Genomic DNA, 26,096 nt, shown 5'->3' with positions numbered 1-26,096 from the left:
CGAGGCTTGCCCGCCGATAGCCGCAAGCTTCATTTCTTCCCGTTCGCCAGCGCCTCTTTCCGTCGGCGCGGCAGGAGCGATTTGAGGTACCGCCATATCGGCGAGACGGCGTAGCCTGTGACCGGAATCGCGATCAAGCCGGCGACGCTACCGACGATACCCGCGCCTGCGGCCTCGACGACCCAGCGCAGCACCGATGCCAGAACGGGAACCGCATGCGCAGTCGCCTCGCCGGCCTCGTGGATCAGATGCGCAAGGCCGCTGATGCCATAGGCTTCGAGGCCATGAACGATGATGCCGCCGCCGACCCAGATCATGGCGGCCGTTCCGACGATGCCGAGCACTTTCAGAAAATAAGGCATGCCTGTGACAAGCCCCTCCCCGATCGAACGCAAGGCGGCGCCCATCGGAGATGCCGTCCGCACACGCGCCAGCATCAGACCCAGATCATCGGCTTTCACGATAAGCGCCACGCCGCCATAGACCATGATCGTGATACCCAGTCCAACAACGGCAAGGATGACGGCTTGCGTGAACATGCTGCCTGAGGGCACCGCGGCGAGCGTAATCGCCATGATTTCGGCCGACAGGATGAAATCCGTCTTGATTGCGCCAGCAACCTTCTCGTCTTCTAGCGATTTGGCATCGAGGCTTGTCGTCTCGAGTGCCGATTCATGGGCATGGGCTGCATGCGGCAGCACCAGTTCGTAGACTTTTTCCACACCCTCGTAGCAGAGATAAAGCCCGCCAATCATCAGCAGCGGCGTGATCGACTGCGGTGCGACAAGGCTCAGGATCAGTGCTGCCGGAAGCAGGATCAGAAGCTTGTTCTTCAGCGAGCCGAGCGTGATCTTGCCGATGATCGGCAATTCGCGTGCTGCCGAAAATCCGGTGACGTAGCGGGGTGTGACGGCCGCATCATCAATGACGACGCCGGCCGCTTTCGCGCCCGCCTTGGCAGCCTGGCCGGCAATATCGTCGAGCGACGCCGCAGCCACCTTGGCCAATGCCGCGATATCATCAAGTAGGGCGATCAGGCCAATACTCATTCGAGCCTCCGTCGAAAGACAGACTTACGCAAAAAAACGGAAAGCCCGTCAACGAGACGCGGAATCCTCCGGCCGGAAGATGCCACGCAAGGGTCGCGACGACAATGGCCGTCATTCAGCCGGCATTCAGACTGTGCCACAGTCAGACATGTCGGATGACGGTCCAGATTCTGCGTTCAAGGTGCAGAAGACCAGCAGCGGGCAGATCCGCCGCCGGATGGCGGCATCCGCCCTCCGAAAGGACGCGCAGCGACGTTTTAAAACGGCAATACTTCGGCAGCAAGCTCCTCTGCCGTCAGCCCTTTGCCGGCGCGTTGACCTGCCTCTCCATGCAGCCAGACGCCCGCAGCCGCGGCCTCGAAGGCCGGCAGGCCCTGGGCGAGCAATCCGCCGATGATGCCGGCAAGTACGTCGCCGGAACCGGCGGTGGCAAGCCAGACGGGAGCGTTGGTATTGATGAGCGCACGGCCGTCTGGCGCGGCGATGACGGTATCGGCGCCTTTGTAGATAATCGCGGCATTGGCGCGGCGGGCGGCGGCCAAGGCCTTGGCCACCTTGCCGAGCGCTTCGTCGCCGCCGATATCGGGAAAGAGCCGCGCGAATTCGCCTTCGTGCGGCGTCAGCACCAGCCGCGGCTCACCCTCGAAAAGATCAAACAGCTGTTGCGGATCGTCCTTGAACGAAGAGATGCCGTCGGCATCAAGCACCAGATGGCGATCGGCAAGGGCCGAGACGAAGCCGCGCGCCCTGGCGCCGATGCCGAAACCGGGGCCGAGGACGAAGGTCTGCAGCCGCTTGTCGGAGAGCCAGTCGCCAAGGTCGGCCTCGTCGTCGATGGCATGCAGCATGACGGCGGTGAGATGCGCCGCATTGGCGGTCATCGCCGCGCGGGGGGCGGCGATCGTCACCAGGCCGGCGCCGGCCTTCAGACCCGAGATCGCCGACATGCGCGCGGCACCCGTCTTGTCGGCCTCGCCTGAGAAGACGACCAGATGACCGCGCTTGTATTTGTGGGTTTCCAACTGCTCGACCGGCAACACGCGCTTCCAGGCATCCGGCGTGTTCTCGGCGATGGCACCCCCCGCTTCAGCCCTGACGATACGAGCGGGGATACCGATGTCGAAGACCTCCAATTCACCGCAAAGCTCCCTGCCTGGCATCAGCAGATGGCCGGGCTTGCGGGTCATGAAGGTGATGGTGTTGCAGGCCCGGAAGGCGGCACCCAGCACCTTGCCGGTGCGGCCATCGAGGCCGGAGGGCAGATCGATGGCGAGCACGGGAATAGCGGCCTGCGTGACGCGGCCGATCAGCGCGCGCACATCGGCCGACACCGCGCGACCAAGCCCCGCCCCGAACAGGCCATCGATGACGACGTCGCCGGTTTCGGGCCGATAGAGGTCGAGTCCTTGTCCCTCCAATGCGCAGCTCCTGCGGGCGCGGGCGGCATCGCCCTTCAGCCTCACGGGATCGCCGAGGTGGAAGAGCGCCACCCTCGCCCCGCTCTGCTGCAGATGACGTGCTGCGACATAGGCGTCGCCGCCATTGTTGCCGGGCCCGCAAAGCGCGACGAAGCGCAGCGCTCCGGGATGGAGGCGCAGAGCCGCGGCGGCAACCGCGGCGCCTGCCCTTTCCATCAGGGCGAAGGAATCGATGCCGGACGCGGCTGCGGCCGTATCGACGGCGGCCATTTCGGCCGGCGTGAGAAGAAGGTCGGACAGGTTTTTGATCATCACCCTATTCAATCAAAAAACGCCTAAAAAACAACCGCCTGAAATACCAAAGAGAAGAACGACATTTAAGCATTTGCCTATCTTTTCATCATCGCGAGAGGTGTATTCGCAGTTGCGAAAATACCTGACTTTTTCCGTTTCGGGTGTGATTTTGATCGGAGACAATGTTTTTTCATCCGTTCTGCCACCAAAACCACATAGAATTCCCCGCAAACGTGCCGGTTTTGACAGAATCGACGTCTTTTTTCGATAAGATGGATTTCAAACTGGCACGATATCTGCATCATATTCGGCGAGCGGGAAAATTCCTGCCATAACAGGAGAAGCGGAGAGACATTTTCTCATGAAAAAGATCGAAGCGATCATTAAGCCTTTCAAGCTGGACGAAGTGAAGGAAGCCCTTCAGGAAGTCGGCCTGCAGGGTATCACGGTCACGGAAGCCAAGGGTTTCGGCCGTCAGAAGGGCCACACGGAACTCTACCGCGGAGCCGAGTACGTCGTCGATTTCCTGCCGAAGGTAAAAGTCGAGGTTGTACTGGCCGACGAGAACGCGGAAGCCGTCATCGAAGCGATCCGCAAGGCGGCGCAGACCGGCCGCATCGGCGACGGAAAGATCTTCGTTTCCAACGTCGAAGAGGTTATCCGCATCCGCACCGGCGAGACCGGCATTGATGCCATCTGACCACTTTGCCAATCGCGCAAAGTCCGTTACCGTCATCGCCGAGCCACACCGTCATAGCAAATCGGAGGAAACTACTTAATGGCGACCGCAAGCGAAATTCTGAAGCAGATCAAGGAGAACGACGTTAAGTTCGTCGATCTGCGTTTCACCGACCCGAAGGGCAAGCTGCAGCATGTGACGATGGACGTCGTCTGCGTCGATGAAGACATGTTCGCTGACGGCGTGATGTTCGACGGCTCCTCGATCGGCGGCTGGAAGGCCATCAACGAGTCCGACATGGTGCTGATGCCCGACACCGAAACGGTGCATATGGACCCTTTCTTCGCCCAGTCGACCATGGTCATCGTCTGCGACATCCTCGATCCGGTCTCCGGCGAGGCCTATAACCGCGATCCGCGCGGCACCGCCAAGAAGGCCGAAGCCTACCTCAAGGCATCCGGCATCGGCGATACGGTTTTTGTCGGGCCGGAAGCCGAATTCTTCGTCTTCGACGACGTCAAGTACAAGGCCGATCCTTACAATACCGGCTTCAAGCTCGATTCGACCGAACTGCCGTCGAACGACGACACCGATTACGAGACCGGCAACCTCGGCCATCGCCCGCGCATCAAGGGCGGTTATTTCCCGGTCCCCCCCGTCGACAGCGCCCAGGACATGCGTTCGGAAATGCTGACTGTGCTCTCCGAGATGGGCGTCGTCGTCGAAAAGCATCACCATGAAGTCGCGGCCGCCCAGCACGAACTCGGTATCAAGTTCGATACGCTGGTGCGCAACGCCGACAAGATGCAGATCTACAAATATGTCGTTCACCAAGTGGCCAACGCCTACGGCAAGACGGCGACCTTCATGCCGAAGCCGATCTTCGGCGACAACGGCTCGGGCATGCACGTGCACCAATCGATCTGGAAGGGCGGCAAGCCGACCTTTGCCGGCGACGAATATGCCGGCCTTTCCGAGAGCTGCCTGTTTTATATCGGCGGCATCATCAAGCATGCCAAGGCGATCAACGCTTTCACCAATCCGTCGACGAACTCCTACAAGCGTCTCGTCCCGGGTTACGAAGCCCCTGTGCTGCTCGCCTATTCGGCGCGTAACCGCTCGGCTTCCTGCCGCATTCCGTTCGGATCCAACCCGAAGGCCAAACGCGTCGAAGTCCGCTTCCCGGATCCGACCGCCAACCCCTATCTCGCCTTCGCCGCCATGCTGATGGCCGGCCTCGACGGCATCAAGAACAAGATCCATCCCGGCAAGGCCATGGACAAGGATCTTTACGACCTGCCGCCGAAGGAACTGAAGAAGATCCCGACCGTCTGCGGCAGCCTGCGCGAAGCGCTTGAAAGCCTCGACAAGGACCGCAAGTTCCTGACGGCCGGCGGCGTCTTCGACGACGATCAGATCGATGCCTTCATCGAGCTGAAGATGGCTGAGGTGATGCGTTTCGAAATGACGCCGCATCCGGTCGAATACGACATGTACTATTCGGCCTGATCGGCTCAGAACATGGAAAGTCCCGGCTTGCCGGGGCTTTCGCCTCCCTGGTCATGAACGGCAAATGGTGAGGATGTGACGTTCATGTGACGAACTCGCGCAAAAATCTTGATTTGCGCGACACCAATCACCAAATTCGGTGATGAAAGGAAGTCGTACCATGAAAGAAAGAACAGCAAAGTTCAGTATCGGCGAAGTGGTTCGGCACAAGGTTTTTCCGTTTCGCGGCGTCATCTTCGACGTTGATCCGGAGTTCGCGAATACGGAGGAATGGTGGAATTCCATTCCCGCCGAGGTGCGCCCGAGCAGGGACCAGCCCTTCTATCACCTGCTCGCCGAGAATGACGAAAGCGAATATGTCGCTTATGTCTCCGAGCAAAACCTGATGAACGACGAAAGCGGCACGCCGCTTCGCAACCCGCAGATCTACCAGATTTTCGATCAGGCCCCGTCAGGGCAGTTCAAACCCAAGATGAGCTTCGCCCACTAACTCACTGGTGCCGATCGTTGAATCAAGGCCTCGCTTCTCCCGGCGAGGCCTTTTCTTTACGCGACAAAACCCGGCGTGAAGCCGGGTTTCTGTTTCAAAGGAGGTGACAGAATTACTGCGCCTTGGCTGCCTTCTGGGCGTCTTCCAGCTTCTTGCGGGCTTCTTCGGCCTTCTTCTGCATGCCTTCCTGGAGGCTGCGCTGGCTTTCAACGAGCTTGGATTCGGAAACCGGTTCGCCGTCATAAGCGCCGGTGAAGCCTTCAAGCGAAATCTTGATCGGGTTCGGGGCGCGGCGGAAGTTGATCGAGGTGAAGATCACGTCGCTGCCCTTCTTGAGGCTGGCGATCATCGCGTCGGTCAGCGGGATTTCAGCGGTGCACTTGTCCGGCAGGCAGACGGCGTAGTCGAGCTTCTGGCCTTTGCCGCCGTCGATCTGCATGAGGACGCCGGGAGGGACGAGGCGTGCCGTGGGAACCGAGACCTGCAGGAGCTTGCGGTTAATCTTGCCGGAAACCGAGATCAGGCCGACGGCCGTGACGAGCTGGCCGCCATTGGCGAGGATCAGGTTCTGGACAACACAGATGTCGTTGTCTTCCTGCTTGCTGCAGGTCTTGTACCAGCCGAGCTTCGGCGCTCCTGCGGCCTGTGCCGGGGCATCGGCCGGAGCCTGTGCCGCCGCATTCTGCGCGAAGGAGGAGACCGGAGCCGAAGCGCCGAACACCACTGCCAGAACGGACAGTGCTGCCCGCATTTTCTTTTCAGACTTGAACATCATAACGAATTCCGTCTCCTGATATCCGTTCGGGGCAACGTCTTGCCGCCCCAACCATCGGGTCGTTCGGCACTCCACCTCTTAAAAAAATAAGGCAAATGCATGACCCCTAAACTTCGGGTTCACCTGTTACATCGCAGCGTGCAAGATATCCAGCACTTCTTTGGCAATTTGACGCGCATTTCGTCGCGATGCCAAAGAAATCGCCGCTCCGTGTTGGAATCGGTCGACCCCATGATAATCTTGGCGTGAATCATGCCCCGTTTTCACGGATCAAGGATTGCCGAATGCTCCGTATCGTCGTCCCCCTCGTCCTCTCGCTGCTGTGCGGCACGGTCGCCGCCGAGCCGCTGCACGGCATCGCGATGCACGGCGAGCCTGCCCTGCCGGCTGATTACAAGCACTTCCCTTACGTCAATCCCGACGTGAAAAAAGGTGGCAAGATCACCTATGGCGTGGTCGGCACCTTCGACAGCCTCAACCCGTTCATCCTGAAGAGCATGCGCACGACGGCGCGCGGCATGTGGGATCCGGACTATGGCAATCTCGTCTACGAATCGCTGATGCAGCGCTCCAGGGACGAGCCTTTCACCCTCTACGGCCTGCTTGCCGAGTCGGTCGAATGGGACGACGATCGGAGCTTCATTCAGTTCAACCTCAATCCGAAGGCGAGATGGGCCGATGGCCAGCCGGTGACGCCGGAAGACGTGATGTTCACCTTCGAGCTGATGCGCGACAAGGGCCGCGTGCCCTTCGCCAACCGCCTCAACGTCGTCGCCAAGATGGAGAAGGTCGGCGAGCACAGCGTGCGCTTCACCTTCAACGACAAGGCCGACCGCGAGACGCCGTTGATTTTCGGTCTGTTTCCGGTGCTGCCGAAACATGCGATCGATCCGGCAACCTTCGACCGTTCATCGCTGACGCCGCCGGTCGGGTCCGGTCCCTACAAGGTGAAGACGGTGAAGCCCGGCGAGAGCATCACCTATGAGCGCGACCCCAACTACTGGGGCAAGGACATTCCCGCCAAGGTCGGCACCGACAATTACGACCAGATCACCGTCCAGTATTTCCTGCAGGATACGACGCTGTTCGAGGCCTTCAAGAAGGGCGATGTCGACATCTATCCGGATGGCAATCCCGGCCATTGGGCCAATGCCTATAATTTCCCCGCCGCCACCTCGGGGGCCGTGGTCAAGGACGTGTTCACGCCGAAATTGCCGAGCGGCATGCTCGGCTTCGTGTTCAATACGCGCCGGCCGATCTTTGCCGATCTCAAGGTGCGCGAAGGCCTGTCGCTGGTGTTCGATTTCGAATGGGCGAACAAGAACCTCTATTCCGGCGCCTACAAGCGCACGCAGAGTTTCTGGCAGAATTCCGAGCTGTCGAGTTTTGGCGTCCCCGCCAATGCGGCCGAGCTTGCCCTGCTCGGGCCGATCAAGGACAAAATTGCCCCGGAGATTCTCGACGGCACCTACAAGCTGCCAGTCACCGACGGCTCCGGCCGCGACCGCAATGTGCTGAAACAGGGCGTCGAGCTGCTGAAACAGGGCGGCTATACGATTCAGGGCGGCAAGATGCTCGATGCCTCCGGCCGCCAGCTCGCCTTCGAGATCATGACGCAGAATGCCGACCAGGAGAAGCTCGCCGTCGCCTACCAGCGTTCGCTGCAGACGATCGGCATCGCCGCTTCGATTCGCACGGTCGATGATTCGCAGTATCAGAGCCGGACGAACAGCTTCGACTACGACATGATCATGAAGTCCTACACGTCGTCGCTATCGCCAGGAAACGAACAGCTCGGCCGTTGGTCTTCGGCCGCGAAGACCCGCGAGGGCAGCGACAGCTTCGCCGGCGCTGCCGACCCCGATCTCGATACGCTGATCGATCACCTGCTCCGGGCGCGCTCGGCCGAGGATTTCACCGCAGCGGTGCGCTCCTATGACCGGCTGCTGCTGTCCAGCCATTACGTGCTGCCGCTCTATCATATGGATCAGCAATGGGTGGCGCGCAGCAAACGCATCGGCCATCCCGACACGGTGCCACTCTATGGCTACCAGCTGCCGCTCTGGTGGGATACGAGCGCCCAATAAGAACAGCCGAACCGCCCGGCTTACATGTCTCCCTTGGAGACCCATAGAAGGAAAATCATCATGGAGCGTATCACCATCGACGTCGTCTCGGATGTCGTCTGCCCCTGGTGCTATCTCGGCAAGGCGCGGCTGGAACTCGCCATCGCCGAGGTGCAGGACCAAATCGGCGTCGACATCAACTGGCGGCCGTACCGGCTCAATCCCGACTATCCCAAGGAAGGCGTCGACCAGAAGAAGGCGCTGGCCGAGAAGCTCGGCGGCGAGGAGCGCGTGGCGCAAGCGCACAAGATGCTCAGCGATTATGGCCGCGAGGTCGGCATTGCCTTTAATTTCGAGGCGATCAAGATCGGCCCGAACACGCTCGATGCGCATCGACTGATCCACTGGGCGATGATCGAAGGCCGCGAGAAGCAGGACAAGGTCGTTGACGCGCTGTTCAAGGCGAATTTCGAGGAAGGCCGCAATGTCGGCGACCATGCGGTGCTGCTCGATATCGCCGAAAAATCAGGCCTCGACCGCTCAGTCATCGCCTCGCTGCTTGCCTCCGATGCCGACCGCGATCTGATCGTCGCCGAGATCAAGGCGGCCCAGGAGATGGGCGTCAACGGCGTGCCGTTCTTCATCTTCGACCAGCAATATGCCGTCAGCGGCGCACAGACGCCCGACGTGCTGGCGAACGCGCTGCGCGATATAGCCAAGGCGAAGGCCGAGGCGCGGTCGGGGCTCAACTGACGTCGCCGAGCGCAGAACCGGACGTAGCGCACCTCGGCCTTCACAGGATTGGCGATGAAGACGCTAGAGGATGAAGCTGAAACGGTTCCTGACGGATGCGATGTTCGACAATGCTGTTTTTGAGCTGAGGTATTCGTCGCTAAAAAACTAACCTGCGCGAAACAATCGATGCTGGAGTTTTTATTCCGGCACCTTCGACGATTTGTGCAACTTGGTCATAAAAGCCTCGGGCCTGCTGGCTCGGTGGATACTTGCACACAATGTCTATTAACACAGCCCTGCCTTTGACGTCGGGATATGTTCTCAAAATCTCACCGCTCTCAACAAAGCCCAAATAGGTATTCAGTTTTTCCTGGAGTAACCGAAGGTGCTCACTATCACTTCCTGTCCATGCAAGGTGATCCGTGATGGTCAGCACTAGCTCGCCTGTCGCATTATCGACTCCGATGGCATCAATGATATTCGTTTCATCCAAAGCCATCGCAAGTTAGCTTCCTTACGGCCCGATTATGTCGATCGCGGCGTCGGTGAAAGGTGAAGATGGTCCTAAAGCGAAGCTGCGGGAATTCCGACTTGGCAACGGCCAGCTCAGCCCAGAATCGGAACGCAGCGCACCTCGGTCTTTACCGAATTGGCGATGAAACATTCGTCATGGGCGCGATGGTGCAGGGCTTCGAGCTCGCTCAGCGAGGGCTGCTTTTCACCGTTGAAGACGACATGCGGACGGAGGGTCACGACGGTCATGGCAAGGCGACCCTCGGCATTTTTCTCCATCACACCTTCGGCGGCATCAGTATAGCTGTCGACGCAAAAGCGCTGTTTGGCGGCGATCGACAGGAACCAGAGCATGTGGCAGCTGGAGAGCGAGGCGACGAAAGCTTCCTCCGGATCGACGGCATCTTCGGCCGAATAGGGCAACGGAACGACATGCGCGGAGGAAGATGCCTTCACCTCGATGCCGCCGTCGAACGTCCAGCGGTGGGCGCGGCTGTAGCGGTTGTCGGTGAAGGTCTCGCCGTTGCGCTGCCAGGCGATCGTTGCGCCGTATTTCGCCATTCCAACTTCCTCCGTTTACTTCGCGAATTCAGCCAGTTGCGTCATGATGACCGCTGCCCCCTGCAGGCGTTTTTCCGGCGTCGGCAGGTCTCGGGTCAGGAACAGGCTGTGGTCGGGACGGATCTTCGCCATCGTGCCCTGTTTGCCGATATAACCGACCAGGTTGGCCGGATTGGGGAATTCCTTGTTGCGGAACTGCACGACGACACCCTTCGGGCCGGCATCGAGTTTTTCGACATTGGCGGTGCGGCAGAGCGACTTGATGTAGACGATCTTCAGCAGATGCTGGACTTCGATCGGCATCGGGCCGAAGCGGTCGATCATCTCGGCGCCGAAGCCGTCGATCTCCTTGAGCTCGGTGATTTCGCCGAGGCGGCGGTAGAGCGCCATGCGCAGGTGCAGATCGGGAACGTATCCTTCCGGGATCATTACCGTCGTGCCGACGGAGATCTGCGGCGACCAGCCGGTGTCGTGGATCTCGTCGACACCCTTGACCTCGGCGACCGCCTCTTCCAGCATCTGCTGGTAAAGCTCGAAACCGACCTCCTTGATGTGGCCGGACTGCTCCTCGCCGAGCAGGTTGCCGGCGCCGCGGATATCGAGGTCGTGGCTTGCCAACTGGAAGCCGGCACCGAGCGTATCCAGCGACTGCAGCACCTTCAACCGGCGTTCGGCGGTGGCCGTCAGCACCTTGTTGACCGGCAGGGTGAAGAGCGCGAAAGCGCGCACCTTCGAGCGGCCGACGCGGCCGCGCAGCTGATAGAGCTGGGCAAGGCCGAACATGTCGGCGCGGTGGACGATCAACGTGTTGGCTGTAGGCACGTCGAGGCCGGATTCGACGATGGTTGTGGACAACAGCACGTCGTAGCGGCCTTCATAGAAGGCGTTCATGATGTCTTCGAGTTCGCCGGCCGGCATCTGGCCATGGGCGACGGCGACCTTCAGCTCCGGCACATCCGACTGCAGGAAGGCATGCACATCCTCGAGGTCGGCAAGCCTGGGGCAAACATAGAAGCTCTGGCCGCCGCGATAATGCTCGCGCATCAGCGTCTCGCGGATGACCAGGCTGTCGAAGGGCGAGATGAAGGTGCGCACCGCCATGCGGTCGACCGGCGGCGTGGTGATCAGCGACAGTTCGCGCACGCCGGTCATGGCAAGCTGCAGCGTGCGCGGGATCGGCGTTGCCGACAGCGTCAGCACGTGCACGTCGCTCTTCAGCTCCTTCAGCCGCTCCTTGTGCTTGACGCCGAAATGCTGCTCCTCGTCGATGACGAGCAGGCCGAGATTGGCGAATTTAATGCCGGCGCCGAGCAGCGCATGGGTGCCGACGACGATATCGGTCTTGCCTTCCGCCACCTCCTTCTTGGTCAGCGCCAGCTCCTTGGCGCCGACGAGGCGCGAGGCCTGCTGGATGCGCACCGGCAGACCGCGGAAACGATCGGAAAAGGTTTTGAAATGCTGGCGGGACAGCAGCGTCGTCGGCACGACGATGGCGACCTGGGCGCCGTTCATCGCTGCGACGAAGGCGGCGCGCAACGCCACTTCGGTCTTGCCGAAGCCGACGTCGCCGCAGACGAGGCGATCCATCGGCCGGCCGGCGCCGAGATCGGAGCGCACCGCCTCGATGGCGTTTTCCTGGTCCTCGGTCTCGTCATAGGGGAAGCGGGCGGCGAATTCGTCGTAAAGGCCTTCCGGCGTCGTCAGCATCGGCGCATGGCGCGTCAGGCGCTCGGCGGCGATGCGGATCAGCGCATCGGCCATATCGAGCAGGCGCTTCTTGAGCTTGGCCTTGCGCATCTGCCAGGCGCCGCCGCCGAGCTTGTCGAGCTGGGCTTCGGTGCCCTCGCCGCCGTAACGGGAGAGAAGATCGATGTTTTCGACCGGCAGGAAGAGCTTGGCCTCGTCGGCATACTGCAGCTCGAGGCAGGCATGCGGCGCGCCTGCGGCCTCGATGGTCCTGAGCCCGATGAAGCGGCCGATACCATGTTCGGCATGGACGACGATCGAGCCTTCGTCGAGGCCCGCGACTTCCGAGATGAAATCGGCGGCGCGCTTGCGGCGCTTGGAGCGGCGCACCATGCGGTCGCCTAATATATCCTGCTCGCCGATGACGACGAGGTCGCCGGCCTCGAAGCCGGCTTCGAGGCTGAGCACGGCAGCAGCCGCCTCACCTCTCGCCAGCGAGCCGACATCCTTCAGCGCCTCGATCGACTTGACCTTTTCCAGGCCATGTTCGTTCAGCACCTGCAGCAGGCGTTCCAGCGAGCCTTCGGTCCAGGCGGTGACGAGCACTTTCGCGCCGGCGGCGCGGCGATCGGCAATATGCTTGACGACGACGTCGAAGATATTGATGCGTTCGGCATCGCCGCCGCCTTCGGCATTCGAACGAGCCCAGCGCTGGCCCTGGCGGGCGTCGATGTTGACGACCCGCCGCGCCTCGCCCTCGTGCTCGTTAAAGGGGCTGATGCGGATCGCGCCGAGCGCATCGAGGGTTTTGACGAAAAGCTTGCTGTCGAGATAGAGCTGGCCCGGCGTCACCGGCTTGTAAGGCGTGCCCTGCGTCATCCCCTTGACCGGCTGGCCGGAATTCAGGCGGGCGTCGTAATAGTCAAAAACGAGCTTGGAGCGCTCTTCGGCTGCTTCGCGGACCGTATGATCGATGACGAACCGGAAGCCGCTCAAATAATCAAAGACGGTATCGAGCTTCTCGTAGAAAAGCGGCAGCCAGTGCTCCATGCCGGGGTAACGGCGGCCTTCGGAGACGGCGAGATACAGCGCGTCGTCACGCGTGGTCGCACCGAAAGCAGAGAGGTAATTCTTGCGAAAACGGCTGATCGTATCCGGGGTCAGCGTCACCTCGCTCATCGGGTTGAGATCGAGGGAGCGCACCTGCCCGATCGTGCGCTGGCTGGCCGGATCGAAGCTGCGGATGCTTTCCAGCGTGTCGCCGAAGAAATCGAGGCGGACCGGCTCTTCGGAACCCGGCACGAAGACGTCGAGAATGCCGCCGCGCACGGCATATTCGCCGACTTCGCGAACGGTGGCGACCCGCTCGAAGCCGTTGCGCTCCAGGCGGCCGGCGAGATCGTCCATGCGCAGCTGGTTACCGGGTCGGGCCGAAAAACTCAGGCTTTCGATGACATCCTGCGGCGCCACCTTCTGCAGCATGGCATTGGCGGTGACGAGCACGATTGCCGCATGCGGCTTCTTGCGATGGGCGATGAGGCCGCCGAGTGCGGCCAGCCGGCGAGCCGAGGTATCGGCGCTCGGCGAGACGCGGTCATATGGCAGACAGTCCCAGGCCGGCAAGGTGAGAACCGGAATGTCGGGGGCGACGAAGCCCAGCATCTGTTCGAGATCGGCCATGCGGTGGCCGTCGGACATGACATAGGCGACCGGCTCTCCCGTTCGCGCGAGCTCGGCGAGCAGCAGCGTTTCAAGGCCTGCCGGCACATTGCCGATCGTCAGCGGCTCGGCAATGGCCGCAAGCTTCTTCGCATCGAAACCAGGGATCATTCCGGCGTCCTGAGGGGCTTGTCAAAATCGGGCTTGTAGGCGGCGATGCGGGCAAACATCGGGGTCTGGAAACGCTCAGGCACCGGCCATGTTCCCATGATCCAGCGGACGAGATCATTGTCCTCTTCCGCCATGATCGTCTCGAACTCGTCGAGCTCGGCTTCCGACAGTCTGGCGACCTCGGCTTCGGCGAATTGGCCGAAGACCAGATCCATCTCGCGGATGCCGCGATGCCAGCAGCGGAAAAGGATCCGGCGGCGGCGCGGGTCGAGACCGGCACTGGTGAGCGTGACACCTGTCATGGCATTACCTTCCTGTTGATGCGCCTCTATAGACCCTGGAAAGCGGCTTGTCAGCCTTGCCAAGGCCGCATTGTTCATCGCATTTTGGCCGCATGCGCCCCGCCATTCTCGATCCGCTGTTCTCCCCTATTTCGGGCCTTCCGGGCGTCGGACCGAAGATCGCCGACCTGCTGGTCAAGCTGCTCGGGCGCGAGACGCTGGAGGATTGCCGGGTCATCGATCTGCTTTTCCACGCGCCCTTCTCGCTGATCGACCGGCGCAACCAGCCGGGCATCGCCCGCGCGCCACAGGGTGCGATCGTAACGATCACGGCGCGCGTCGACCGGCACCAAGTGCCGCCGCGCGGCAAAAGCAATATCCCTTACCGCGTCTTCCTGCATGATGAGACCGGCGAGCTGACGCTGGTGTTTTTCCGCGGACAGGCGGCGTGGCTGGAAAAGCAGCTGCCCGTTGACGCGGAGGTGACCGTCAGCGGCAAGATCGACTGGTTCAACGGCCGCGCCTCGATGGTGCATCCCGACTATATAGTCAGGGCCGACGAGACGGAGAGCCTGCCGCTGGTCGAGCCGATCTATCCGCTGACGGCAGGACTTTCACCGAAGACGCTGCGCAAGATCATCGACGCCGGCCTGCCGCGTTTTCCCGAGCTGCCGGAATGGATCGACCTGCCGTTGACAGAGAAACAGGGCCTGCCGTCGATCCGCGACAGCTTCCACATGCTGCACGAGCCGCGCGATCCAACCGATATCGACCCGCAGGCCCCTGCCCGGCGGCGGCTTGCCTATGACGAATTCCTCGCCGGCCAGCTATCGCTGAGCCTGGTGCGGCAGAGGCTGCGCAAGGTGGCGGGCCAGCCGGTGCATGCCACCGGCGCCATCAGCAGCAAGATCCTGAAGAGCTTGCCCTTCTCGCTCACATCAAGCCAAAACGAGGCAATCGCCGAGGTTTTGAAGGATATGGCCGGCAACGAGCGCATGCTGCGGCTGCTGCAGGGCGATGTCGGTTCCGGCAAGACGCTGGTGGCGCTGATGGCGATGGCAGCGGTGATCGAGAGCGGCGGCCAGGCCGTGCTGATGGCGCCGACCGAAATCCTGGCGCGGCAACATCACGCGACGATCTCGAAATTCACCGCAGGCGCCGGGCTCGGCGTCGAGGTGCTGACCGGGCGCACCAAGGGACGCGAAAGGGAGGAAATCCTGGAGCGCATCGGCTCGGGTGCTGCCCAGATCATCATCGGCACGCATGCGCTGTTCCAGGACAGCGTCGCCTACGCCAATCTGATGCTTGCCGTCGTCGACGAGCAGCACCGTTTCGGCGTGCATCAGCGCCTGCGGCTGACCGCCAAGGGCCTCTCGCCGCACATGCTTGTCATGACGGCGACGCCGATCCCGCGCACGCTGGTGCTCGCCGCCTTCGGCGACATGGACGTCTCCAAGCTCACCGAAAAACCGGCCGGTCGCAAGCCGATCCAGACGATCACCGTGCCGATGGAGCGGACCGGCGAAATCGTCGGGCGGCTGCAAAGCGCGATTGCCGAGGGCAAGAAGGCCTACTGGATCTGCCCGCTGGTCGAAGAATCCGAAGAGCTCGACCTGATGTCGGCCGAGGAGCGGCATGCGACGCTGGTCTCAGCGCTTGGCCCTGATGTCGGCCTCATCCACGGCCGCATGAGCGGACCGGAGAAGGACGCGGCGATGATGGCGTTCAAGAACGGCGAGACCCGGCTGCTCGTCGCCACCACCGTCGTCGAGGTCGGTGTCGACGTGCCGGATGCGACGATCATGGTGATCGAACATGCCGAACGCTTCGGCCTGGCGCAATTGCATCAGCTGCGCGGCCGCGTCGGGCGCGGCGACGAGGCCTCAACCTGCATCCTGCTCTACAAGGGACCACTCGGCGAGACCGGCCATGCCAGGCTTTCGATTATGCGGGAGACGGAGGATGGCTTCCGCATCGCCGAGGAGGACCTGAAGCTGCGCGGTGAAGGCGAATTGCTCGGCACACGGCAATCCGGCACGCCGGGTTTCCGCATCGCCAGCCTCGAGGCGCATGCCGACCTGCTCGAGATCGCCCGCAAGGATGCGGCTTACCTCATTGAGCGGGATCCGGAATTGACAACGGAGAGAGGAACGGCGGTCCGCACGCTGCTCTATCTTTTCCGCCGCGACGAGGCGATCCGTTTTCTTAGAGCGGGATAAAGCGCGCCGCGGCGCGCTTTAAGTCTTCCTTCCATGCATGTCGTTATCCCAAAACCGCTGAACACTTTTGGGCGACATGCATCATTCGGCCTTGGAAACTGCCACCGGCTTCGGCCGCGGCAAGTGCTTCTGCTTCGGCTCCGGCTGGGGGATTTCAGGAGCCACGAGACCGCCCGAAATCAGGAACTTGGCGGCATCCTCCGGCGACATGTCGAGCAAGACGATCTTCTCGCGCGGTACGAAGACGAGGAAACCAGCCGTCGGCACCGGCGTCGGCGGCAGGAAGACCGCGACCATATCCTGGCCCATCGCATTGAACTTCGAAGCGATTTCGCCTTTGGCGTCGGTGGCAACGAAAACCAGGGCCCAGAGACCGGGACTTGGATATTCGATGAGGCCGACTTTCTTGAAGGAGTTCGACTGCTCCTTCAGCACGGTTTCGAAAATCTGCTTCACGCTTCTGTAGATCGTCCGTACCAGCGGCATGCGCTGGACGACGGATTCGCCGAAACCGACGATGCTCTGGCCGATGAGGTTCTTGCCGAGGAAGCCGACGACGGTGATCAGGATAACGGCGGTCAGCAGGCCGAAACCGGGAATGGCAAAATTGAGATAGCTTTCCGGATTCCAGCGTGCCGGAATATAGGGCCTGACCCAGCTGTCCGACCAGTGGATGAAGGTCCAGGTCAGCCAGATGGTGATCGCGATCGGGGCGCAGATGATCAAACCTGCGAGAAAATTATTCCTCAGCCGGGTCGCGACCGGCATTCTGGCGGCGTTGTCGGCCATCGTTTCCAGATGAACTCCATCTCAGTCCTGGACAGGCCGGAACGCCGGCCCTTCCCCCTTGTCCGCAGACCAAAACTGCCAGAATTCTGGGCGTCGCACAATATGTTTCGGCGGCACGGTCGCGGCGTTACAGGCTTATTCCACAGTCACCGATTTCGCCAGATTGCGCGGCTGGTCGACGTCGGTGCCCATGAAGACGGCGGTGTGATAAGCGAGCAGCTGGATCGGCAGCGAGAAGATCATCGGCGCGATAATGTCGTCGACGACAGGCAGGGCGATCGTCGCCATGGTCGGCAGTTTCGAGGCAGCCGCACCGGCCTCGTCGGTGATGAAGATGATGCGGCCGCCGCGGGCTGCGACTTCCTGCATATTCGAGACGGTCTTTTCGAAGAAACGGTCGTAGGGGGCAATAACGATGACGGGCATGTTCTCGTCGATCAGCGCGATCGGTCCGTGCTTCAATTCGCCGGCGGCGTAACCCTCTGCGTGGATATAGGAAATTTCCTTGAGCTTCAGCGCGCCTTCCATGGCGAGCGGGAAACTGGTGCCGCGGCCGAGATAGAGCACGTCCTTGCACTTCGACAGCTCACGCGACAGACTTTCCATCTGCGGCTGGATCAGGTTCAGCACCCGGCTCATGATGCGCGGCATTTCGGCGAGATGGCGCACCAGCGCCCTCTCCTCATCGGCACTCACCGTGCCGCGCGCCTTGCCGGCGCCGATCGCCAGCGCTGCCAGCACGGCAAGCTGGCAGGTGAATGCCTTGGTGGAGGCGACGCCGATTTCGGGGCCGGCCATGATCGGGAAGACGGCGTCGGATTCACGCGCGATCGTCGATTCGCGGACATTGACGACGGCGCCGATCTTTAAGCCGTTTTCGCGGCAATAGCGCAAGCATGCCAGCGTATCGGCGGTCTCGCCGGACTGCGAGATGAAGAGCGCAGCCTGCGACGGCGACAGCGGCATTTCGCGGTAGCGGAATTCGGAAGCGACGTCGATCTCGACCGGCAGGCGGGCATAACGCTCGAACCAGTATTTGCCGACGAGGCCGGCGAGATAGGCAGTACCGCAGGCAGAGATGGCAAGGCCGGTCGCCACCTTGAAGTCGATCGCGGCGGCGTTGGCGCCGATGGTGTTCTCGGCGAAATCGACATAGTGACTGAGCGCGTGAGAGATCACCTCCGGCTGCTCGTAGATTTCCTTTTCCATGAAGTGGCGGTGGTTGCCCTTGTCGACAACATAGGCGGTCGCCTGCGAGGTCTGCCGGGCGCGCTTGACCGGCTTGCCGGCGAAATCGAGCACCGAGACACCATCCCGGGTGAGGACAGCGCAATCGCCGTCGACCAGATAGGTGATCTCGTTGGTGAAGGGCGAGAGCGCGATCGCATCCGAGCCGAGGAACATCTCGCCGCGGCCATAGCCGACGGCAAGCGGCGGGCCGGAACGGGCGGCCATGATCGTGCCGGGATCGGCCTTGAGCATGATGGCCAATGCATAGGCGCCGGTTACCCGGTTCAGCATCTTCAGCATGGCGGCGCGCGGCTCCAGGCCTTCGCGCAGGTATTTCGCCATCAGATGGGCGACCACTTCGGTATCGGTCTGGGTTTCGAAGACCGAGCCCTCTTCCGTCAGTTCGTCGCGAAGCTCGGAGAAGTTCTCGATGATGCCGTTATGGACGACCGCGACGCCCTCGACGAAATGCGGATGGGCATTGGTCTCGTTCGGAACGCCATGGGTCGCCCAGCGCGTGTGGGCGATGCCGACGGTGCCGGGCAGCGGTTCGCTGTCGAGGCGCTTTTCCAGATTGAACAGCTTGCCCTCGGCGCGGCGGCGATCCATCACGCCGTCATGGATGGTGGCGACACCGGCGGAATCGTAACCACGATATTCGAGACGCTTCAGCGCATCGACCAGGCGCCCGGCAACAGGCGCAGTTCCGACGATCCCCACAATGCCGCACATATAGTATCCCCATGAAGGCTTCGATGACGAGGCCAGTCCTAACGATTCCTGCTTATTTCTCAATCACCTCGGCGGTCACTTTCAATTTCCGCCGGTTACGCAAGGCCGGTCAGGCTTTCGCCTTCTTCGCCGCCTTGGTGGCAAGCGCACGCTCGCGCAGCAGCGTCGCACGGCCGGGCTTGATCTCCTGCCGAGCGCGGCCGAGCGCCAGCGCGTCGGCCGGAACATCGACGGTGATGACGCTGCCGGAGGCGATATAGGCGCCGTCGCCGATCGTCACCGGCGCGACCAGCGAGGAATTGGAACCGATGAAGGCGTTTTCGCCGATCACCGTCTCGCTCTTGTTGACGCCGTCATAATTGCAGGTGATCGTGCCGGCGCCGATATTGCTGCCGGCGCCGATGACGGCATCGCCGATATAAGTCAGGTGGTTGACCTTGGCGCCCTCGCCCAGCCGGCCGTTCTTGACCTCGCAGAAATTGCCGACTTTGGCGCCGCTGGCGAGATCGGCGCCCGGCCGCAGCCGCGCGAAGGGACCGACAGTCGCGCCCTGGCTGACATGGGCGCCTTCGATATGCGAGAAGGCGTGAATGACGGCGCCGCTGTCGATCACAGCACCCGGACCGAAGACGACATTCGGCTCGATCAGCGTGTCCTGGCCGATGACGGTATCGTAGGAGAGAAACACCGTTTCCGGTGCGATCATGGTGACGCCTGAAAGCATCATCTGGTGGCGGCGGCGCTCCTGCCAGAAGCGCTCGATGACGGCGAGTTCGGCCCGGGTGTTGCAGCCGGTCATCTCGATCTCAGGCGCATCGACCGCGGTGACGCGTCCGCCGAGCGAACGAGCGATCTCGACGAGGTCGGTCAGATAGAATTCACCCTTGGCGTTAGCGTTGCCGATGCGCGAGAGAAGATCGAGCGCCTTGCTACCGCTAATCGCCATCAGCCCGCTGTTGCACCATGTGACGGTGCGCTCGGCATCGGTCGCGTCTTTTTCCTCGCGGATGGCAATGAGTTCGCCGTCCTTGACGAGCAGGCGGCCGTAGCCGCTCGGCCGGTCGGTGTGGAAACCGATGACGACGACATCGCTGCCATCGGCAAGGGCCTGGCGGGCGGCCTTCAGCGGTGCGTCGGTCTGCAGCGGCACGTCGCCATAGGTGACGAGGATATCGTCATAGCCCTTGGCAATCGCTTCGCGCGCCGCCAGCACCGCGTGGCCGGTGCCGAGGCGTTCCTTCTGCAGGTAGGATTCGATGCTGATGCCGGCGACGCTTGCCGCCTTTGCCACGTCCTCGGCGTCACGGCCGACGACAAGGGCAACGGACGAGATGCCGGCAGAGGCGACTGCCTCGACCACGTGGGCGATCATCGGCCGTCCGGCGACCGGATGCAGCACCTTCGATTTCGAGGATTTCATCCGCGTGCTGTCACCGGCGGCAAGGATGACGGCAAGACAAGTGCGTTCCATGATTTGCTCCGCGAATCCGCGCCACGAGGCGGCTTTATCGCCTCATACTGCATAATTCCCTAAATCGGAATCGATTTAAGGATAAATTATGCAGCCATTCGAAGCGCTGCAGCGTCCTTTGCGCCTCTCGAAAAGATGCGCGGCGCTGCAGACAAGAACAGCCTTCACAAAGGTGAAATTGCGCTCGAAATCGACCCTGTGACGGGCTCGGAGCCGCGGGCCGCGAAGGCTTCATGCACATGATGGCGGCCGTCCAGGATGACGTCCTCCATCGCGCGGCGCGCAGCACTGCTATCGCCGGACACGATCGCATCGACGATGCGCATATGGGTGTCGGCGATATTGGCGAAGCCGTTTTCGGTTGGCGGCGTGCTCATCCGGAACATGCCGACGAGGGCTGCTTCAATGAGGCTGCCCAGTGTCCGCATGAAGGGATTATGCGAGGCTTCGGCGATCGCCAGGTGAAAACGAAGGTCGGCGAGTGCCAGGCTGTCGGCCGTATGACCAGCCGCCGCCATCTCGAGCGCCAGCCCGCGCAGCATCTCGATATCCTCGGCATTCGCCCGCTCGGCGACGAGCCCGGCGGCGAAGGGTTCGAATGCGAGACGAATATCGTAGAGCTGCAGCAGAAACTCTTCCGTCACGCCGTTGTCGAAGTGCCAGGCGATGATCTCGCTGTCGAACATGTTCCAGAGGTTCTTCTCGGTCACACGCGTGCCGACCCGCGCCTTGGCGACGACCATGCCCTTGGCGGCAAGCGTCTTCATCGTCTCACGCAAGACGGTGCGGGACACTTTGAAACGCTGCGCCAGTTCCGTATCGCCCGGCAGGATCGAGCCAACGGGATAGGTGCCGGCGACGATCGCCTTGCCGAGTTCGTCGACGACCTGGGCGTGGCTCGTCCGGGTTCTGCGCCCCGTCTTGCGTGTCTCGTCCAATTTGTAGCGCAAGCGATCCGTCTCCCCCTCAGGCGTACCTCTTGTTCAGACTGGAAACGAACAGGATGGCTTTCTGCATCAGGATGAATGCAAACAGCAGAAGGCCAATCAGGATCTTGGTCCACCAGCTCGACAGCGTGCCGTCAAAGGTGATGTAGGTCTGAATGAGCCCCTGGATCAGGATACCGATCAAAGTTCCCGCCACGAATCCCGCTCCTCCGGTCAGCAGCGTCCCCCCAATAACCACCGCCGCGATAGCATCGAGTTCGACGCCGACTGCTGCAAGAGAATATCCAGCAGAGGTGTACAGCGAAAAAACGATCCCGGATAGGCCTGCAAGAAATCCCGACAGCGCATAGATCTGGATTGTCGTGCGGCCGACCGGCACACCCATCAGCCGCGCCGTCTGCGCGCCGCCGCCGAGTGCATAGACGTTGGTGCCGAAGCGGGTGCGCTGGGCGATGAAGATGCCGACCGCAAAAACCAGAAGCATGATACCGCCGATCAGCGTCAGCCGCCCGCCGCCGGGCAGACGCCAATAGAGGCTCGTCAACGTCGAATAATATTCGTGATCGATCGGGATGCTGTCGATCGAGAGCACGAAGGCCATGCCGCGCGCCAGGAACATGCCGGCGAGTGTGACGATGAAGGCCGGCATTTCGAGATAGTGGATGATTGCGCCCATGACCGCGCCGAAGGCGGTGGTGATGACGAGCACAATCGTAAAGGCAAGCAGCGGATGGATCGAGGTCTTCTGCAGGATGACCGCGAGGAAGACGCCGGTGAAGGCAATGACCGATCCGATCGACAGATCGATACCGCCGGAGATGATGACGAAGGTCATGCCGACGGCGGCGATGCCGAGAAAGGCATTGTCGGTCAACAGATTGCCGATGACGCGCGTCGACAGAATGTTCGGATATTGCAGCGCGCAGCCGACATAGGCGAGCACGAAGATGACGACGGTCGCCAGCAGCGGCAGGTATTTGGAGTTCATTTCGGCTACTCCCTTCCGCTCTGCCGGCGGCTGGCGAAGATGGCGAGCGATTGCACCGCCGGCGACTGGATGACGAGGATGACGATAATGATGACCGCCTTGATGATCAGGTTGAATTCAGGCGGGAAGCCGGAAGACAGGATGCCGGTATTCACAGCCTGGATGATCATTGCGCCGATCAGCGATCCGAGAATGCTGAAGCGGCCGCCGAGCAGCGAATTGCCGCCGACGACGACGGCGAGGATCGCGTCGAGTTCCAGCCAGAGACCGGCATTGTTGGCATCGGCGCCCTTGATGTCGGCGGCGACGATGATGCCCGCGATCGCGGCACACAGCCCGCTCAGCATATAGACGGCCATCAGCAGCACCGGCGTTTGAATTCCAGACAGCGTGCTGGCGCGGCGATTGATGCCGACGGCCTCGATCAGCATGCCGAGTGCGGTGCGGCGGACGAGCAGGATGACGAGCAGGCCGACGAGAAACCAGATGACGACAGGCATCGGCAGCAGGGCCATGGAACCGCTGCCGAAGAAGGTCAGCCCATCATCGTTGAAGGTCAGGATAGCGCCCTCGGTGATCAGCTGGGCGATGCCGCGACCGGCGACCATCAGCACCAGCGTGGCGATAATCGGCTGGATATTGAGCACGGCCACCAGGAAACCGTTCCAGACGCCGCAGGCGATACCGATCGCCAATGTCAGGAAAATAGTGTAGGCCACTGAATTTCCTGAAACAATCGACGATGCAGCGACGGCGCCGCAGATAGCCACGACCGCCCCGACGGACAGGTCGATGCCCTTGGTGGCAATGACCAGCGTCATGCCGATCGCCAGCAGCGCCACCGGCGCGCCGCGATTCAGCACGTCGATGAGGCTGCCATAGAGGCGCCCGTTTTGAACCACGACATTAAAAAACTGCGGCGACGTTATGAAATTCAACAATAGAATGACAACGAGCGCGATCAATTGCGGCGCCAGGCGATAGGCCAGCGCATTCCGGGAGGACTTCATGCTTCCTCCGTCTTGTGCTCGGCGGCAGCGATGGCATCGACGATGCCGGCGGCGGTGATACGTTCGCCCGTCAATTCGGCGATATGCTGCCGGTCGCGAAGCACGATGATACGTGAGCTATAGGCGACAAGCTCTTCAAGTTCCGATGAAATTACGATCAATGACATGCCTTCGGCGCAGAGCTGTTCGATGAGCCGGATGATCTCGGCATGGGCGCCGACATCGATGCCACGGGTCGGCTCGTCGAGGATCAGAAACTTGGGATTGGTCGCCAGCCAGCGGGCGAGGATCGCCTTCTGCTGGTTGCCGCCGGAGAGCAGCCGGATCGGCTTTTCGCGGTCCGTGGTGCGGATATCGAGCGCCTTGATGTAGCGGTCGGCAAGGGCATTCTGCTCGGCGCGCGAGAGCGGCCGGGTCCAGCCGCGGCGCGCCTGCAGGGCAAGGGCGATGTTCTCCCTGATCGACAGGTCGCCGATGATGCCATCGGTCTTGCGGTCCTCGGGGCAGAAGCCGAAACCCTTTCCGATCGCGGCGCGCGGGCTGGAGAGCGTCACCGGCCGGCCGTTGATCGTGGCGCTGCCGCTGTCGGCGTGTTCAACGCCGAAGAGCAGTTCGGCGGTTTCGGTACGGCCGGAGCCGAGCAGCCCGGCGACGCCGACCACCTCTCCGGCGCGCACCTCAAGGTCGAAAGGCTTGACCTTGCCGCGTTTGCCGTAGCCTGAAAAACGATATCGAACCTCGCCTGCCGCAAGGCTGCGTTCCCTGACAGTCTCTTCGACATGCGCCAGTTCGCGGCCGAGCATCATGGCGATCAGGCCCTGGCGCGGCAGATCGACGGCATCACGGGTGCCGACGAGCTTGCCGTTGCGCAGCACGGTAATGCGGTCGCTGATCGCATAGACCTGCTCAAGAAAATGGGTGATGAAGACGATGCCCAGGCCGCGCTTCTTCAGGTCTTCGATGATGCGGAAGAGCAGCGCGACCTCCTGGTTGTCGAGACTTGCCGTGGGCTCGTCGAGGATCAGCACCTTGCCTGAGAGATCGACGGCGCGGGCGATGGCAACCACCTGCTGGACGGCGACGGAAAAACGGCCAAGTTCGGCGGTAACGTCGATATCGATGCCGTAACCGGTGAGCAGATCGCGCGCCTGGCGGTTCATCGCGCGCATGTCGGTCATGCCGAACCGTCTTGGCTGGCGTCCGAGAAAGAGATTTTCGGCGACGCTTAAATTGGCCAGCAGGTTGACCTCCTGGTAGACGGTGCCGATGCCGAGCTTCTGGGCGGCGAGCGTATTGGCCGGATTGATTTCCTGGCCGTCGAGCGCCAGGCTGCCCTCGTCACGATGATAGGCGCCGGTGATGCACTTGATCAGCGTCGACTTGCCGGCGCCGTTCTCGCCCAGCAATGCGTGCACCTCGCCTCTGCGGAGCGTGAAATCGACCTTATCCAGCGCCACCGCGCCGGGAAAGAATTTCGATATTCCGGAGGCCGCGAGAACGTTCTCGAAATCGTGAGTCATAAGGGTCAGTTTTCCTGATATTGACGGCAAAAGCCGCGCCGCGGCCGGACATGATGTCCCAAGGCGGCGAGGCAGTTCCGCACCGGTCCATGACGGGCCGGTGCGGTTCTACAGCGCCCCTCGTCTTTTCAGACACCGACGCTGTAGCGCTTTGAATTGCTGCATGATCTATCCTGAAATCGATTCAGACCTCAGGAATTATGCAGTGTCAAATCAGATCAGTAGCCCTGGCCCTTCTTCTCTTCGTAGACCTTCATCGGGTCGTCGGCAGGCGTGTAGAGCTTCGACTCGGTCTGGATCCACTTCGCCGGAGCCTTCTTGTCCTTCAGATAGGCTTCGAGCGCATCGAAGGCCGGACCTGCCATATTCGGCGTCAGCTCGACCGTGGCATTGGACTCGCCTTCGGACATGGCTTTGAAGATATCGGGCACGGCGTCGATCGAGACGACGAGGATATCCTTGCCGGGCTTCAGGCCGGCTTCCTTGATCGCCTGGATGGCGCCGACGGCCATGTCGTCGTTATGGGCGTAGAGAGCGCAGATATCCTTGCCGCCATTCTCGGCCTTCAGGAAGCTTTCCATGACTTCCTTGCCCTTGGTGCGGGTGAAGTCACCGGTCTGGCTGCGAACGATCTTGAGGTTATCGTGGCCGGCAAGGGCCTCTTCGAAGCCCTTCTTGCGGGCGATGGCCGGCGATGAACCGGTGGTGCCCTGAAGTTCAACGACATTGCACTTCTTGTCGCCGACGGTCTTGACCAGGAAGTCGCCTGCGACCTTGCCTTCATGGACCAGATCCGACGTAACAGCCGTCAGGTAGAGATCGTCGGGAGCCTTGATGGTACGGTCGAGAAGGATGACCGGAATCTTGGCTTCCTTGGCTTCCTTGAGAACGTCGTCCCAGCCGGTTTCGACGACCGGAGCAATGAGAATGGCATCGACGCCCTGAGCAATGAAGGAGCGCAAAGCCTTGATCTGGTTTTCCTGCTTCTGCTGCGCATCGGCAAACTTCAGATCGATGCCGCGCTTCTTGGCCTGCTCCTTGGTCACGGTCGTTTCAGCCGCACGCCAGCCCGATTCCGAGCCGATCTGCGAGAAGCCGACGGTGAGGCCGGCGGCCGAAGCCGAACCGAACATGCAGGCAGCCAGAATCGTGGCACTCAAAAGTGCAGTCTTCAATTTCATGATTTCCTCCCAATGCCGCATCTCGCGGCGCAGGGTCAAAAAATCATATAGTATTACTTTTGTAAATCGGAATCTTGGGATGCATTGCAGCAAAAAAGAGCGCCAAGGAAGGCGCTCTTCGCA

Annotated in this window: 21 protein-coding genes; 6 read left to right on the top strand and 15 right to left on the bottom strand. The window is 61.5% G+C overall.

The features are described from left to right. Positions 1–29 precede the first annotated feature (29 nt). Positions 30–1,049, bottom strand: a complete 1,020-nt coding sequence (locus N2600_RS10355; protein WP_260110826.1) for a DUF808 domain-containing protein — start codon at positions 1,047–1,049, stop codon at positions 30–32. Between the two features lie 257 nt (positions 1,050–1,306). Continuing rightward, a complete protein-coding gene (locus tag N2600_RS10350) occupies positions 1,307–2,779 on the bottom strand; it encodes an NAD(P)H-hydrate dehydratase (RefSeq protein ID WP_222383947.1) in 1,473 nt (490 codons plus the stop codon). Positions 2,780–3,122: 343 nt separating this feature from the next. Here N2600_RS10350 and N2600_RS10345 point away from each other — a divergent pair, with 343 nt between their 5' ends. The 3 genes from N2600_RS10345 (at position 3,123) to hspQ (ending at position 5,439) form a co-directional block, all read left to right on the top strand. Next, positions 3,123–3,461 (top strand): P-II family nitrogen regulator, encoded by a 339-nt coding sequence (locus N2600_RS10345; protein WP_015339877.1) that lies wholly within the window; start codon positions 3,123–3,125, stop codon positions 3,459–3,461. Positions 3,462–3,539: 78 nt separating this feature from the next. Further along, the gene (gene glnA, locus N2600_RS10340) at positions 3,540–4,949 is read left to right on the top strand and encodes a type I glutamate--ammonia ligase (RefSeq protein WP_017964276.1); all 1,410 of its coding nucleotides are present in this window, start codon (positions 3,540–3,542) and stop codon (positions 4,947–4,949) included. Positions 4,950–5,109: 160 nt separating this feature from the next. Continuing rightward, positions 5,110–5,439: a heat shock protein HspQ gene (gene hspQ, locus N2600_RS10335; RefSeq protein WP_222383946.1), complete on the top strand. Its 330-nt coding sequence runs from the start codon at positions 5,110–5,112 to the stop codon at positions 5,437–5,439. Between the two features lie 112 nt (positions 5,440–5,551). Here hspQ and N2600_RS10330 read toward each other — a convergent pair whose 3' ends face one another. Continuing rightward, positions 5,552–6,214, bottom strand: coding sequence for an invasion associated locus B family protein (locus tag N2600_RS10330; RefSeq protein WP_222383945.1), 663 nt, complete (start codon positions 6,212–6,214; stop codon positions 5,552–5,554). Positions 6,215–6,498: 284 nt separating this feature from the next. Between N2600_RS10330 and N2600_RS10325 the strand changes: the two genes are divergently transcribed. Both N2600_RS10325 and N2600_RS10320 read left to right on the top strand, forming a co-directional pair. Next, entirely contained in the window at positions 6,499–8,301 is a 1,803-nt protein-coding gene (locus tag N2600_RS10325; RefSeq protein ID WP_260298694.1) for an extracellular solute-binding protein, read from the top strand. 60 nt (positions 8,302–8,361) lie between these two features. Continuing rightward, positions 8,362–9,033 (top strand): DsbA family oxidoreductase, encoded by a 672-nt coding sequence (locus N2600_RS10320; protein WP_162118611.1) that lies wholly within the window; start codon positions 8,362–8,364, stop codon positions 9,031–9,033. A 139-nt stretch (positions 9,034–9,172) separates the two neighbouring features. Here N2600_RS10320 and N2600_RS10315 read toward each other — a convergent pair whose 3' ends face one another. The 4 genes from N2600_RS10315 to N2600_RS10300 form a co-directional block, all read right to left on the bottom strand. After that, positions 9,173–9,514, bottom strand: a complete 342-nt coding sequence (locus N2600_RS10315; RefSeq protein ID WP_260298693.1) for a DUF6572 domain-containing protein — start codon at positions 9,512–9,514, stop codon at positions 9,173–9,175. Positions 9,515–9,621: 107 nt separating this feature from the next. Continuing rightward, positions 9,622–10,089 carry an OsmC family protein gene (locus N2600_RS10310; protein ID WP_260110822.1) on the bottom strand — a complete coding sequence of 156 codons (468 nt, stop codon included), beginning with the start codon at positions 10,087–10,089 and terminating at the stop codon, positions 9,622–9,624. A 15-nt stretch (positions 10,090–10,104) separates the two neighbouring features. Then, positions 10,105–13,605, bottom strand: coding sequence for a transcription-repair coupling factor (mfd, locus tag N2600_RS10305; protein WP_260298692.1), 3,501 nt, complete (start codon positions 13,603–13,605; stop codon positions 10,105–10,107). Continuing rightward, positions 13,602–13,907, bottom strand: a complete 306-nt coding sequence (locus tag N2600_RS10300; protein ID WP_012757428.1) for an FAD assembly factor SdhE — start codon at positions 13,905–13,907, stop codon at positions 13,602–13,604. The genes mfd and N2600_RS10300 overlap by 4 nt, the downstream gene beginning before the upstream one ends. Positions 13,908–13,999: 92 nt before the next feature. Between N2600_RS10300 and recG the strand changes: the two genes are divergently transcribed. Further along, a complete protein-coding gene (gene recG / locus N2600_RS10295) occupies positions 14,000–16,105 on the top strand; it encodes an ATP-dependent DNA helicase RecG (RefSeq protein ID WP_260110820.1) in 2,106 nt (701 codons plus the stop codon). A gap of 81 nt (positions 16,106–16,186) precedes the next feature. Here recG and N2600_RS10290 read toward each other — a convergent pair whose 3' ends face one another. The 8 genes from N2600_RS10290 to ytfQ form a co-directional block, all read right to left on the bottom strand. Continuing rightward, complete coding sequence (locus tag N2600_RS10290; RefSeq protein ID WP_260110819.1) at positions 16,187–16,894, bottom strand: DUF502 domain-containing protein; 708 nt, start codon at positions 16,892–16,894, stop codon at positions 16,187–16,189. Positions 16,895–17,029: 135 nt separating this feature from the next. Next, positions 17,030–18,856: a glutamine--fructose-6-phosphate transaminase (isomerizing) gene (glmS, locus tag N2600_RS10285; RefSeq protein ID WP_260298691.1), complete on the bottom strand. Its 1,827-nt coding sequence runs from the start codon at positions 18,854–18,856 to the stop codon at positions 17,030–17,032. A 109-nt stretch (positions 18,857–18,965) separates the two neighbouring features. Further along, entirely contained in the window at positions 18,966–20,327 is a 1,362-nt protein-coding gene (gene glmU, locus N2600_RS10280; RefSeq protein ID WP_222279564.1) for a bifunctional UDP-N-acetylglucosamine diphosphorylase/glucosamine-1-phosphate N-acetyltransferase GlmU, read from the bottom strand. A 164-nt stretch (positions 20,328–20,491) separates the two neighbouring features. Continuing rightward, positions 20,492–21,277, bottom strand: a complete 786-nt coding sequence (locus N2600_RS10275; protein WP_170258081.1) for a FadR/GntR family transcriptional regulator — start codon at positions 21,275–21,277, stop codon at positions 20,492–20,494. Positions 21,278–21,293: 16 nt separating this feature from the next. Then, positions 21,294–22,262: a galactofuranose ABC transporter, permease protein YjfF gene (gene yjfF, locus N2600_RS10270; RefSeq protein ID WP_222279566.1), complete on the bottom strand. Its 969-nt coding sequence runs from the start codon at positions 22,260–22,262 to the stop codon at positions 21,294–21,296. A gap of 5 nt (positions 22,263–22,267) precedes the next feature. Continuing rightward, positions 22,268–23,272 (bottom strand): ABC transporter permease, encoded by a 1,005-nt coding sequence (locus N2600_RS10265; RefSeq protein ID WP_222279568.1) that lies wholly within the window; start codon positions 23,270–23,272, stop codon positions 22,268–22,270. Then, a complete protein-coding gene (ytfR, locus tag N2600_RS10260) occupies positions 23,269–24,792 on the bottom strand; it encodes a galactofuranose ABC transporter, ATP-binding protein YtfR (protein WP_222279571.1) in 1,524 nt (507 codons plus the stop codon). Before ytfR ends, N2600_RS10265 begins: the two co-directional genes overlap by 4 nt. Positions 24,793–25,010: 218 nt before the next feature. Further along, the gene (gene ytfQ / locus N2600_RS10255; RefSeq protein ID WP_017964262.1) at positions 25,011–25,973 is read right to left on the bottom strand and encodes a galactofuranose ABC transporter, galactofuranose-binding protein YtfQ; all 963 of its coding nucleotides are present in this window, start codon (positions 25,971–25,973) and stop codon (positions 25,011–25,013) included. Positions 25,974–26,096 lie beyond the last annotated feature (123 nt).

It is taken from the genome of Rhizobium sp. WSM1274, from assembly GCF_025200775.1.
GTDB classification, from domain to species: Bacteria; Pseudomonadota; Alphaproteobacteria; order Rhizobiales; family Rhizobiaceae; genus Rhizobium; species Rhizobium leguminosarum_I.
The sequence above is the reverse complement of the archived record's forward strand: the minus strand, read 5'-3'. Positions and strand labels throughout refer to the sequence as shown.